An 11791-nucleotide genomic window follows, 5' to 3' on the forward strand; every position below is an offset into this window, starting at 1 on the left:
TCTCTTAATTAAGAGGGAATGGATAAATCCATTTCCTCTAGTTTTTCATAAATCCACGGTAGTTTCGTTTCACCAACTGGCTTTCTAGTTGTTTCATTGTCTCCAAGGCTACCCCGACAACAATTAACAAAGATGTTCCGCCAATTTGTGCACTTTGAGGCAATCCAGCGAATTGAATGAAAAAGATAGGAAGAATGGAAATCACGGCTAAGAATAAAGCACCCACAAACGTAAGTCGATACAAAATGCTCGTAATTCTATCTTGAGTCATTTTCCCTGGACGAACCCCCGGGATATAGCCACCCTGTTTTTTAAGGTTATCAGCCATTTGTTCAGGATTAACCTGGACAAAAGCATAAAAGTACGTAAAGGCAATAATTAACGCAACATATATAGTCATCCCCACCGGATGTGTATTGTCAAAGTTGGCTTGAATCCACTTTGTCACATCGTTTGTTCCAAAGAATGACGCGATCGTACGCGGTGTTATTAAAAACGCAACCGCAAAGATTACTGGAATAACACCGGCAGGATTCACTTTCAATGGAAGGTGAGTAGACTGACCTCCGCCAGCAGGTGAACGACCTGTGCCTTTAGCATATTGAATCGCAATTTTCCGTACAGCTTGCTGAATGAAAATAACTCCAACAATAACTGCTAAAATCGCAATCACAAGAAGAGCGACTTTCACAATATGAATAAACAGCTGATCGTTGCTGCCGACAAATTGAGTCTCATATATTTGTCCAACCGTTTTCGGAATACTAGACACAATCCCCGCGAAGATAATGATCGATATTCCGTTGCCTACTCCATGAGATGTGATTTGTTCTCCAAGCCACATTAAAAAGGCAGTTCCGCCAGTGAGTACTAAAGCGATGATCAGATATGTGGATACGCCGGATTTTTCAATCAGCAATCCGTTAGCCAAATTGTTAAATCCGTATGACATACCCAACGCTTGGATAAATCCAAGGACAATCGTAAAGTATCTTGTGAACTGAGCCAATTTACGGCGGCCGACTTCACCCTGCTTAGACCACTCAGTAAACTTCGGCACAACATCCATCTGAAGCAGCTGGATGATGATTGAAGCTGTGATGTAAGGAGTAATCCCCATTGCGAAAATAGAGAATTGGTAAAGCGCACCGCCGCCAAATGTATTAAGAAGATCAAATACTCCCATTTGAGACTGTGCCTGTAACACATCAGCGTTAACATACGGCACAGGAATAAACGCACCTATGCGAAAGACGATAAGCATGAGTAAAGTGAATATGATTTTATTCCGGATATCACTCACACGCATAAAGTTGGAGATTGTTTTAAACAAGTTAGATCACCTCAGCTGTACCGCCAGCAGCTTCAACAGCTTCTTTCGCAGAAGCAGAGAATTTATTGGCTTTTACAGTTAATTTTTTCTCTAATTTACCGTTGCCAAGAATCTTTACTCCTGCATTAAGTTTGCTTATAACACCAGTCTCAAGAAGAAGTTCAGGAGTGACTTCCGTTCCTTCTGCAAAACCGTTCAATTTGTCTAGGTTGACTACAGCGTATTCCTTACGGTTAATGTTAGTAAAACCGCGTTTAGGAAGACGTTGGAATAAAGGCATTTGTCCCCCCTCGAACCCTGGGCGTACACCGCCGCCAGAACGAGCGTTTTGACCTTTGTGACCTTTACCAGCTGTTTTACCGTTGCCAGAACCAATACCACGACCTACGCGATTACGCGTTTTGCGTGAACCTTCTGAAGGTTTTAATTCATGAAGTTTCATTAGGACACCTCCTTATCCGATCAATTATTTTTATTGTTCTTTAACAGAAACTAAATGAGATACTTTATTAATCATACCACGAATCGCAGCGTTGTCTTCATGAACAACAGTTTGGTTTGTTTTCTTTAAACCAAGTGTTCTCACAGTAACGCGTTGATCTTCCGGGCGACCGATTACACTTCGTTTGAGGGTAATTTCTAATTTAGCCATTAATATTCCCTCCTTATCCTAACAGTTCTTCTACAGATTTTCCACGAAGCTTCGCAACCTCTTCAGCACGCTTAAGTTCACTTAAGCCTTGAAGTGTTGCACGAATCATGTTGATCGGTGTGTTAGAACCTAAAGACTTAGAAAGGATGTCAGCTACACCAGCAAGCTCAAGTACCGCACGTACAGGGCCTCCAGCGATAACTCCAGTACCTTCAGAAGCAGGTTTTAACAAGATGTTACCTGCACCGAAACGTCCGATGATTTCATGTGGAATTGTAGTTCCAACCATTGGTACTTCAATTAAATTCTTTTTCGCATCTTCAACAGCTTTGCGGATCGCTTCTGGTACTTCTTGTGCTTTACCAGTACCGAATCCTACGTGTCCGTTTTTGTCACCGACAACGACTAGAGCTGCGAAGCGGAAACGACGACCACCTTTAACAACTTTCGCTACGCGGTTAACCGTAACTAAGCGTTCTTCTAACTCTAATTTGCTTGGGTCAATACGACGCATAATCATGTGTCCCTCCTTCTTTTATTAAAATTTAAGTCCAGCTTCACGAGCGGCATCAGCCAAAGCTTTTACACGTCCATGGTATAAGTATCCGCCACGGTCAAATACTACGTCAGAAACGCCTTTTTCAGCAGCGCGTTTTGCAACTAATTCTCCAACTTTAGCAGCAGCTGAAGTATCTCCAGTGCTTTCAACGTTCAAGTCTTTATCGAGAGTAGATGCACTAGCAAGTGTTACACCATTTACATCATCGATGATTTGAGCGTAAATGTGCTTGTTTGAACGGAAAACGTTAAGACGCGGTCTTTCAGCAGTACCAGAAAGTTTAGCGCGAACACGAGCGTGTCTTTTAAGACGAGCAGCATTTTTGCTAGTTTTCGTAATCATCTAGGTCACTCCTTTCTTCACTTTAAGCGATCTTACTTAGCAGATTTACCTTCTTTACGGCGAACAACTTCACCTTCGTAGCGGATTCCTTTACCTTTGTAAGGCTCTGGAGAACGGACAGCGCGAATGTTAGCAGCAATAGCTCCTACACGTTCTTTGTCTGTACCTTTAACGACTACTTTAGTTTGAGAAGGAACTTCGATATCGATGCCTTCTTCAGGGACGATCTCAACAGGGTGAGAGTATCCAACGTTTAAAACAAGTTTATTTCCGGATTTAGACGCACGGTAACCGACACCGACTAATTCCAAACCTCTTTCAAATCCTTTAGATACGCCTTCCACCATGTTGCCAAGCAGACTGCGAGTCGTACCATGCAAGGCACGGTGCTCTTTTTGATCAGAAGGACGAGCGACTGTAAGCACATTGTCCTCTATTTTAATCTCCATATCAGGGTGAAACGTACGAGTTAATTCTCCTTTTGGTCCTTTCACAGCTACAGTATTGTTATCGTTTAACGTTACTGTAACATCAGAAGGAATCTCAAGTAGCTTCTTACCTACACGAGACATACCAAACACCTCCATTCATGTTAAACTTTTTTACCAAACGTATGCTAATACTTCTCCACCAGCTTGTTTTGCACGGGCTTCTTTGTCCGTTAAAACGCCATGTGATGTAGAAAGAATTGCGATTCCTAGACCGTTAAGTACACGCGGTACTTCATTAGATTTAGCATAAACACGCAAACCAGGTTTGCTGATTCTTTTAAGACCAGTGATTACGCGCTCGTTATTTTGTCCGTATTTCAAGAAAACGCGGATGATACCTTGTTTACTGTCTTCTACGAACTCAACGTCACGAATGAAACCTTCACGCTTTAAAATTTCAGCAATTTCTCTTTTCAATTTAGAAGCAGGAATTTCAAGCTTCTCATGACGTACCATGTTTGCATTACGAATACGAGTCAGCATATCTGCAATTGGATCTGTCATAACCATTAATAATTACCTCCTTCCCTTTCTTGGGGATTACCAGCTGGCTTTTTTCACGCCAGGAATTTGTCCTTTATATGCAAGCTCACGGAAACAAATACGGCAAAGTTTAAATTTACGAATGACTGAATGCGGACGTCCGCAGCGTTCACAGCGAGTGTACTCTTGTACTTTAAACTTTGGTGTACGTTGTTGTTTCGCAATCATTGACTTCTTAGCCACGATTTCGCCTCCCTTTCATTGATTATTTCTGGAACGGCATACCTACTTGAGTTAATAGCTCACGAGCCTCTTCATCAGAATTAGCAGTCGTTACAATAACGATGTCCATTCCGCGAACCTTTGTTACTTTATCGTAGTCAATTTCAGGGAAGATTAACTGTTCTTTGATACCAAGTGTGTAGTTACCGCGACCGTCGAAAGATTTTTTAGAAACCCCGCGGAAGTCACGTACACGCGGTAAAGATACAGAAATAAGTTTATCAAGGAAATCATACATGCGCTCTCCGCGAAGAGTTACTTTCGCACCGATAGGCATTCCTTCACGAAGACGGAATCCAGCAATTGATTTCTTCGCACGAGTAACGACAGGTTTTTGACCTGCGATAAACGTTAATTCTTCAACAGCACTGTCGATTGCTTTTGCGTTTTGAACAGCGTCACCAACACCCATGTTGATTACGATTTTTTCAATTTTAGGCACTTGCATAACTGAGTCATAGTTGAACTTAGTCATTAAAGCAGGTGCAATTTCTTTATTGTACTTTTCTTTAAGGCGGTTCATGAGATAGACCTCCCTTCCTTTAATACTATTTATCTAGAACTTGCCCAGATTTTTTTGCTACACGAACTTTTTTGCCATCTTCCACTTTGTATCCTACGCGAGTCACTTCACCTGTTTTAGGATCGAGCGGCATAACGTTTGATACATGAATTGGCGCCTCTTGATTAGAAATACCGCCTTGAGGGTTAGCTTGAGTTGGTTTAGAGTGTTTCTTTACCATGTTAACACCTTCAACTAAAACGCGGTCCTTTTTAGGGAAAGCAGCAAGGATTGTTCCTTGTTTGCCTTTATCTTTACCAGAGATAACCATAACTTTATCGCCTTTTTTTACATGCATCCTGATCGCACCTCCTTGAATAAGGCATTTATTTCATTAGATAACTTCTGGAGCTAGAGAAACAATTTTCATAAAGTTGTTTTCACGCAATTCACGAGCAACTGGTCCGAAGATACGAGTTCCACGCGGGCTCTTGTCGTCACGGATGATAACACATGCATTCTCATCGAAGCTGATGTATGAACCGTCACTTCTGCGCGCTCCGCTTTTAGTGCGAACGATAACAGCTTTTACGACTTCACCTTTTTTGACAACGCCTCCTGGTGTTGCTTGTTTAACCGTGCAAACAATTACATCACCAATGTTAGCTGTTTTACGACCAGAACCACCAAGAACTTTAATAGTAAGTACTTCACGTGCGCCAGAGTTGTCAGCTACTTTTAAACGAGTCTCTTGTTGAATCATTATTTGTTACCTCCCTTCGGAAAAAAGAATTCCGAACTTTATTAGATAATAACAGCTTCTTCGACAACTTCAACTAGACGGAAACGCTTAGTTGCAGACAATGGACGAGTTTCCATGATCTTTACGATGTCACCGATTTTCGCTTGATTATTTTCATCATGTGCTTTGAATTTCTTTGAGTATTTTACGCGTTTACCGTAAAGTGAATGTTTCTTGTATGTTTCAACAACAACAGTGATGGTTTTATCCATTTTGTCAGAAACAACACGGCCTTGGTAAACTTTGCGTTGGTTACGTTCGCTCATGCTCACGACCTCCCCTCAGTGATTATTTATTAGCAGCAATTTCTCTTTCACGAATCACAGTTTTCATGCGCGCGATAGCTTTGCGCACTTCACGAATGCGAGCAGTATTTTCAAGTTGTCCTGTCGCTAATTGAAAGCGAAGATTGAAAAGTTCTTCTTTAAGAGACTTTACTTTTTGTTCAATTTCAGCAGTGGTAAGGTCACGAATTTCATTAGCTTTCATTTGATTCACCACCAATTTCTTCACGTTTTACGAACTTCGTTTTAATTGGCAATTTGTGAGATGCAAGACGAAGTGCTTCACGAGCAACCTCTTCAGACACACCAGAAATCTCAAATAAAACTTTGCCCGGTTTTACAACAGCTACCCAACCTTCTGGAGCCCCTTTACCGGATCCCATACGTACCTCAAGTGGTTTAGCAGTGTAAGGTTTAGAAGGGAAAATTTTGATCCAAACTTTACCGCCACGTTTCATGTAACGAGTCATCGCAATACGGGCAGCTTCGATTTGACGGTTAGTGATCCAAGAAGCTTCTAGAGCTTGGATACCGAACTCACCGAAATGTACTTCAGTACCGCCTTTCGCACGGCCACGCATTTTTCCGCGATGCTCTCTGCGATATTTAACGCGTTTAGGTAATAACATATTATTTTCCTCCTTCCTCAGTTTTCTTCTTAGTAGGAAGAACCTCTCCACGATAGATCCAGACTTTTACACCAAGCTTACCGTAAGTAGTGTCAGCTTCAGATGTTGCATAGTCAATGTCCGCACGTAATGTGTGCAATGGAACAGTTCCTTCACTGTAGTATTCAGAACGAGCGATATCTGCACCGCCAAGACGACCAGAAACCATTGTTTTCACACCTTGTGCTCCAGCACGCATTGTGCGTTGGATTTGTTGTTTCTGCGCACGGCGGAAAGAAACACGGTTTTCTAATTGACGAGCGATGTTGTCAGCAACTAGCTGTGCATCAAGATCTGCTCTTTTGATTTCAAGAATGTTAATGTGTACACGCTTGCCAGTAAGGCTGTTAAGGGCTTTACGAAGTGCTTCAACTTCAGAACCGCCTTTACCGATAACCATACCAGGCTTAGCTGTGTGGATCGTAATGTTAACACGATTTGCTGCGCGCTCGATTTCAACTTTAGAAACAGAAGCGTCAGAAAGTCGTTTGCTAATGTATTCACGAATTCTTAAATCTTCGTGCAGGAAGTCAGCGTAATCTTTACCAGCGTACCACTTAGATTCCCAATCACGAATGACTCCGATACGAAGACCGACTGGATTTACCTTTTGACCCACTACTTATCCCTCCTTCTTTTCTGATACAACGATTGTAATGTGGCTCGTACGTTTGTTGATTTGGCTCGCACGTCCCATAGCACGTGGGCGGAATCTTTTTAACGTAGGGCCTTCGTCAACGAATGCTTGAGAAATAACCAGGTTATTAGCGTCCATTTCATAGTTATGCTCAGCATTTGCAATAGCGGATTTTAATACTTTCTCGATAATTGGAGAAGCAGCTCTCGGTGTTAGGTTCAAGATTGACACTGCTTCACCTACTTGCTTGCCTCGAATCAGGTCCATTACTAGACGTGCTTTACGAGGAGCAATACGGACTGTTCTTGCAACAGCTTTAGCTTGCATTTAAAAGCCTCCTCTCTTAGCGTCTTGTTTTTTTGTCATCACTAGCATGGCCTTTGTACGTACGAGTTGGAGCGAATTCACCCAACTTATGCCCTACCATATCTTCAGAGATGAATACAGGCACGTGTTTACGTCCGTCATAGACTGCGATTGTGTGACCAATAAACTGTGGGAAAATAGTAGAACGACGAGACCAAGTTTTTACGACTTGTTTCTTGTCTGTTTCATTTAATTTCTCGATTTTTGTCATCAAGTGTCCATCGACAAATGGTCCTTTTTTCAAGCTGCGAGCCATTTTGGAACCTCCCTTCGTGATTGCACTACGGTCCGAAGTGAACCGTAGACAACCCCGTTATTTATTTTTGCGACGACGTACGATAAATTTATCAGATTTGTTCTTTTTCTTACGTGTCTTGAATCCAAGAGTTGGTTTGCCCCATGGAGACATTGGTGATTTACGTCCGATTGGCGCACGTCCTTCACCACCACCGTGTGGGTGATCGTTAGGGTTCATTACAGAACCACGAACTGTTGGACGGATGCCTTTCCAGCGAGAACGTCCAGCTTTACCAATGTTGATAAGTTCGTGCTGTTCGTTACCTACTTGACCGATAGAAGCACGGCAAGCAGAAAGAATCATGCGAACTTCTCCAGAGTTAAGACGTACAAGAACGTATTTACCTTCTTTACCAAGAACCTGAGCAGATGTACCAGCTGAACGTACAAGCTGTCCGCCTTTGCCAGGTTTTAATTCAATGTTATGCACAACTGTACCAACAGGGATGTTGATAAGTGGAAGTGCATTACCTACTTTGATGTCAGCTTCTGGACCTGACATGATTTCAGTACCCACTTGAATTCCTTTTGGAGCAAGAATGTAACGTTTTTCTCCGTCTGCATAGTTGATTAGAGCGATGTTAGCTGAACGGTTTGGATCGTATTCAACTGTAGCAACGCGTCCAGGTATACCATCTTTATCGCGTTTGAAGTCGATAACACGGTATTGGCGTTTATGTCCGCCACCTTGGTGACGTACAGTCAATTTACCTTGGTTGTTACGTCCGCCTTTTTTGTGAAGGGGAGCAAGCAAGGATTTTTCCGGCTTGTCAGTCGTGATTTCAGCAAAGTCTGAAGTTGTCATGCCACGACGTCCATTAGAGGTCGGTTTATACTTTTTAATCGCCATTTTGAATTTCCCTCCTTCTTTTTACAGATAATTAAGCTTCAAAAATTTCGATTTCTTTGCTGTCTGCAGTAAGTTTTACGATCGCTTTTCTGCGACGGCTAGTCATACCAGTATAGCGTCCGACACGTTTTGATTTACCTTTGTAGTTCATGATGTTGACTTTGTCAACCTTCACTCCAAAGATGCTTTCAACCGCGTCTTTCACTTCTGTTTTATTAGCTCTTACATCAACTTCAAAAGTATATTTCTTTTCAGCCATTAAATCAGCAGAACGTTCAGTAATGACGGGGCGCTTTAGAACATCACGAGGATCTTTCATTATGCAAGCACCTCCTCTACTTTTTCAACCGCTGCTTTTGTAATCAGAAGCTTCTCGTGGTTGACAACGTCTAAAACGTTGATTCCGTTAGCTTCAACTACAGTAACTCCAGGAATGTTGCGAGCAGATAAAGCTACTGCTTCGTTAGCATCTGCAGTTACGATTAAAGCTTTTTTCTCAACAGATAATCCTTTAAGGATAGCTGCCATTTCTTTTGTTTTAGCCGTATCAAGAGTAAGATCTTCAAGTACGATGATGTTGTTGTCGTTTACTTTAGAAGACAATACTGATTTGATTGCCAAGCGGCGAACTTTTTTAGGTAATTTATAAGAATAGCTGCGTGGTGTTGGGCCGAATACGACACCACCTCCGCGCCATTGCGGTGAACGGATAGAACCTTGACGGGCACGTCCAGTACCTTTTTGACGCCATGGTTTACGACCTCCGCCGCGTACTTCAGAACGATTTTTTACTTTGTGAGATCCTTGACGTAAGGAAGCTCTTTGCATAAGAATAGCGTCGAATACAACACTCTCATTTGGCTCGATACCAAATACAGAAGCGTTTAATTCGATGTCACCAGCAGTAGAACCGTTTTGGTTGTATAATGCTACTTTTGGCATGATCAATTTCCTCCTTTCCTAAGAGAGTTATTTAGATTTAACAGCACTTTTAACAGTGATTAAAGATTTTCTCGCACCAGGTACGTTACCTTTGATCAAAAGAAGATTGCGTTCCGCATCAACTTTTACGACTTCAAGGTTTTGAACAGTGATCTGCTCTCCGCCCATACGTCCAGGCAATAATTTACCTTTGAATACACGGTTAGGATCTACAGGTCCCATTGAACCAGGACGACGGTGGTAGCGTGAACCGTGAGACATAGGTCCGCGAGATTGTCCGTGGCGCTTGATCGCACCTTGGAAACCTTTACCTTTAGATACTCCTGTTACATCTACGATTTCTCCAGCAGAGAAAATTTCAACCTTGACTTCCTGACCAACTTCATACGCATCCATTTCCACTCCGCGTAATTCTTTTACGAAGCGCTTAGGAGCAGTTTCCGCTTTAGCAACGTGTCCTTGTTCAGGTTTGTTAGAAAGCTTTTCGCGCTTGTCGTCAAAACCAAGCTGGATTGCTTCGTAGCCGTCGTTTTCAGCTGTTTTCTTTTGGAGAACAACGTTCGGAGCAGCTTCAATAACAGTTACCGGAATAAGATCACCGTTTTCTGCGAATACTTGCGTCATACCAATTTTTCTTCCTAAGATTCCTTTGGTCATTCGTCACACCTCCTATTAAGATCATTCTATATTTTAGAATTAAAGTTTAATTTCGATATCGACACCAGATGGTAAGTCTAATCGCATGAGCGCATCAACAGTTTGTGGTGTTGGGTTCACAATGTCGATTAAACGTTTATGTGTACGCATTTCAAATTGCTCACGAGAATCTTTGTATTTGTGCACCGCACGAAGGATTGTGTAAACTGATTTTTCAGTTGGCAACGGAATCGGACCAGATACGCTGGCACCAGAACGTTTTGCCGTTTCAACAATCTTCTCTGCAGATTGATCAAGGATTCTATGATCATATGCTTTCAAACGAATACGAATTTTTTGTTTTGCCATTATTTTCCCTCCTTTTCGCCTACTTCACGTTAGACAGTTCTCCGTGAGAAAAACCTGAACACCTTGCCATGGCAAAGCGGCCGGGTGTGTCAGCAACCTCTCACTTCATCGCAGTCAAAGACCAACATACACCATTATACAGAAAATAGACGTATGTTGCAAGACTTATTTAGAATATGCATGATTTGCACACTTTTAGTATTATACAGGTGTTTTTCTTATTTATCAAGAAGCGAGTGAATAAGGGAATTTTCTTCTATCATAAGTGGTACACTGCGTGTTTACTCAGAGTATTGGCAAATAATGATGGCTCCTCGATATGCGGCGTGTGAGCGGAGTTTTTAAAATAATGCCAGCGTTTTTCAGGAGCATCCACAAACTGATAATACTGTTTCGATGTTTCAGCAGGAACAATCAAATCATGTCTCCCCGAAATAAAAAAGCTCGGTACTTTAATAGAAGAAACTGAATTAAATGCATCAAAACGAAATAAATCATCTGTTAAATACTTTGCGCTGAAGCGCTGTCCTCTGATGAAACGAGAGATGTTTTTTATTCCATACTCATTTCCAGCAAGCAACTGATACAATACTGTAAGAATGTGCCGGCGATGATGAGTGAATCCTCCCCTGCTCAGTTCAATACAGACTCGAAAGATGAAGTGCTGAATTTTCTTGTTCCAAGGTGGAGGGCCGAGTAAGCCTAAGGCTACTGAAAGAAAGCGATTTGTCTTGCGCAGAGAATCATAGGCCGTTTTTTCTTCCAGCTGAGTATTAGTGACCTGACTGATTCCATAATAAGCGTGAAAAAGATCCGGCCTCTCTTGCAGTACATGAAGAGCCAGCAGCGAACCCCAAGAGTGACCTGCAAGGTACACTTTTGTTTTTGAAAAATAATCTAAGAGCCATTCAGTAACTTGAATAGTGTCTTTAATGATTTGACTGATTGTCATTGAACTCTGCGGAATCTGTTTAGTATAGGAAAGACCCGAACCCCTTTGATCCCAATTTACAACTGTAAAGTGCTGTTCCAGTTCCTTTTGATAGCTCCTGATAAATCCGATTTGGGAAGTTCCGGGTCCACCATGTAAAAAAAGCAGCAATGGGTTTGCTTTATCATTTCCATTGATCATGAGCATCTGCTTCGTATTTTCGATCCTCAGTTTTTTCATGAAAGAAATTGATGTGTTTTCACTCATAACCCATAGCTCCTCAAATAAGATAAACCTTATTATACAAGCAAACAAAAAAGTACACAAAAAAACGAGACCCAAAGGGTCTCGTTTTCAATATACTA

General features: G+C 41.8%; 23 protein-coding genes. All 23 read right to left on the reverse strand.

Annotated elements, in window-relative coordinates; translation table 11 throughout:
* Window positions 1-37: 37 nt before the first annotated feature.
* The 23 genes from secY to AU387_RS20075 all read right to left on the reverse strand — a co-directional run bounded on the left by secY (window position 38) and on the right by AU387_RS20075 (window position 11693).
* Window positions 38-1333 (reverse strand): preprotein translocase subunit SecY, encoded by a 1296-nt coding sequence (gene secY, locus AU387_RS19965; RefSeq protein WP_044153408.1) that lies wholly within the window; start codon window positions 1331-1333, stop codon window positions 38-40.
* A gap of 1 nt (window position 1334) precedes the next feature.
* Window positions 1335-1775 (reverse strand): 50S ribosomal protein L15, encoded by a 441-nt coding sequence (rplO, locus tag AU387_RS19970; RefSeq protein ID WP_003225819.1) that lies wholly within the window; start codon window positions 1773-1775, stop codon window positions 1335-1337.
* A 30-nt stretch (window positions 1776-1805) separates the two neighbouring features.
* A complete protein-coding gene (gene rpmD / locus AU387_RS19975) occupies window positions 1806-1985 on the reverse strand; it encodes a 50S ribosomal protein L30 (RefSeq protein WP_003156497.1) in 180 nt (59 codons plus the stop codon).
* A 13-nt stretch (window positions 1986-1998) separates the two neighbouring features.
* On the reverse strand, window positions 1999-2499 hold the full coding sequence (gene rpsE, locus AU387_RS19980; RefSeq protein WP_003156493.1) for a 30S ribosomal protein S5: 501 nt from the start codon (window positions 2497-2499) through the stop codon (window positions 1999-2001).
* A gap of 24 nt (window positions 2500-2523) precedes the next feature.
* A complete protein-coding gene (rplR, locus tag AU387_RS19985; protein ID WP_044153410.1) occupies window positions 2524-2886 on the reverse strand; it encodes a 50S ribosomal protein L18 in 363 nt (120 codons plus the stop codon).
* Between the two features lie 32 nt (window positions 2887-2918).
* Window positions 2919-3458 (reverse strand): 50S ribosomal protein L6, encoded by a 540-nt coding sequence (gene rplF, locus AU387_RS19990; RefSeq protein WP_010332777.1) that lies wholly within the window; start codon window positions 3456-3458, stop codon window positions 2919-2921.
* Between the two features lie 30 nt (window positions 3459-3488).
* Window positions 3489-3887, reverse strand: coding sequence for a 30S ribosomal protein S8 (rpsH, locus tag AU387_RS19995; protein WP_010332776.1), 399 nt, complete (start codon window positions 3885-3887; stop codon window positions 3489-3491).
* A 30-nt stretch (window positions 3888-3917) separates the two neighbouring features.
* Window positions 3918-4103, reverse strand: a complete 186-nt coding sequence (rpsN, locus tag AU387_RS20000) for a 30S ribosomal protein S14 (protein ID WP_003156488.1) — start codon at window positions 4101-4103, stop codon at window positions 3918-3920.
* Window positions 4104-4125: 22 nt separating this feature from the next.
* Window positions 4126-4665 (reverse strand): 50S ribosomal protein L5, encoded by a 540-nt coding sequence (gene rplE, locus AU387_RS20005; protein WP_044153413.1) that lies wholly within the window; start codon window positions 4663-4665, stop codon window positions 4126-4128.
* A gap of 25 nt (window positions 4666-4690) precedes the next feature.
* The gene (gene rplX / locus AU387_RS20010; protein WP_003156486.1) at window positions 4691-5002 is read right to left on the reverse strand and encodes a 50S ribosomal protein L24; all 312 of its coding nucleotides are present in this window, start codon (window positions 5000-5002) and stop codon (window positions 4691-4693) included.
* A 36-nt stretch (window positions 5003-5038) separates the two neighbouring features.
* Window positions 5039-5407, reverse strand: a complete 369-nt coding sequence (gene rplN, locus AU387_RS20015) for a 50S ribosomal protein L14 (protein ID WP_003225805.1) — start codon at window positions 5405-5407, stop codon at window positions 5039-5041.
* Window positions 5408-5448: 41 nt separating this feature from the next.
* Window positions 5449-5712 carry a 30S ribosomal protein S17 gene (gene rpsQ, locus AU387_RS20020; RefSeq protein WP_003178345.1) on the reverse strand — a complete coding sequence of 88 codons (264 nt, stop codon included), beginning with the start codon at window positions 5710-5712 and terminating at the stop codon, window positions 5449-5451.
* Between the two features lie 22 nt (window positions 5713-5734).
* Window positions 5735-5935 carry a 50S ribosomal protein L29 gene (gene rpmC / locus AU387_RS20025; protein WP_003156482.1) on the reverse strand — a complete coding sequence of 67 codons (201 nt, stop codon included), beginning with the start codon at window positions 5933-5935 and terminating at the stop codon, window positions 5735-5737.
* Window positions 5925-6359 (reverse strand): 50S ribosomal protein L16, encoded by a 435-nt coding sequence (gene rplP / locus AU387_RS20030; RefSeq protein WP_003225801.1) that lies wholly within the window; start codon window positions 6357-6359, stop codon window positions 5925-5927. The genes rpmC and rplP overlap by 11 nt, the downstream gene beginning before the upstream one ends.
* Window position 6360: 1 nt before the next feature.
* A complete protein-coding gene (gene rpsC, locus AU387_RS20035; RefSeq protein ID WP_010332773.1) occupies window positions 6361-7017 on the reverse strand; it encodes a 30S ribosomal protein S3 in 657 nt (218 codons plus the stop codon).
* Between the two features lie 3 nt (window positions 7018-7020).
* Window positions 7021-7362: a 50S ribosomal protein L22 gene (gene rplV, locus AU387_RS20040; protein ID WP_003156475.1), complete on the reverse strand. Its 342-nt coding sequence runs from the start codon at window positions 7360-7362 to the stop codon at window positions 7021-7023.
* 16 nt (window positions 7363-7378) lie between these two features.
* Complete coding sequence (gene rpsS / locus AU387_RS20045) at window positions 7379-7657, reverse strand: 30S ribosomal protein S19 (RefSeq protein WP_003156472.1); 279 nt, start codon at window positions 7655-7657, stop codon at window positions 7379-7381.
* 57 nt (window positions 7658-7714) lie between these two features.
* A complete protein-coding gene (rplB, locus tag AU387_RS20050; protein WP_003225795.1) occupies window positions 7715-8548 on the reverse strand; it encodes a 50S ribosomal protein L2 in 834 nt (277 codons plus the stop codon).
* Window positions 8549-8579: 31 nt separating this feature from the next.
* On the reverse strand, window positions 8580-8867 hold the full coding sequence (gene rplW / locus AU387_RS20055) for a 50S ribosomal protein L23 (RefSeq protein ID WP_003225793.1): 288 nt from the start codon (window positions 8865-8867) through the stop codon (window positions 8580-8582).
* Window positions 8867-9490 carry a 50S ribosomal protein L4 gene (gene rplD / locus AU387_RS20060; RefSeq protein WP_003242004.1) on the reverse strand — a complete coding sequence of 208 codons (624 nt, stop codon included), beginning with the start codon at window positions 9488-9490 and terminating at the stop codon, window positions 8867-8869. The genes rplW and rplD overlap by 1 nt, the downstream gene beginning before the upstream one ends.
* Before the next feature lie 27 nt (window positions 9491-9517).
* Window positions 9518-10147, reverse strand: a complete 630-nt coding sequence (gene rplC / locus AU387_RS20065) for a 50S ribosomal protein L3 (protein WP_059291697.1) — start codon at window positions 10145-10147, stop codon at window positions 9518-9520.
* A 39-nt stretch (window positions 10148-10186) separates the two neighbouring features.
* Window positions 10187-10495, reverse strand: a complete 309-nt coding sequence (gene rpsJ, locus AU387_RS20070) for a 30S ribosomal protein S10 (RefSeq protein WP_003156464.1) — start codon at window positions 10493-10495, stop codon at window positions 10187-10189.
* Window positions 10496-10754: 259 nt separating this feature from the next.
* Window positions 10755-11693: an alpha/beta fold hydrolase gene (locus AU387_RS20075; protein ID WP_059336712.1), complete on the reverse strand. Its 939-nt coding sequence runs from the start codon at window positions 11691-11693 to the stop codon at window positions 10755-10757.
* Between the last annotated feature and the right edge of the window lie 98 nt (window positions 11694-11791).

It is taken from the genome of Bacillus halotolerans (assembly GCF_001517105.1).
GTDB classification, from domain to species: domain Bacteria; phylum Bacillota; class Bacilli; order Bacillales; family Bacillaceae; genus Bacillus; species Bacillus halotolerans.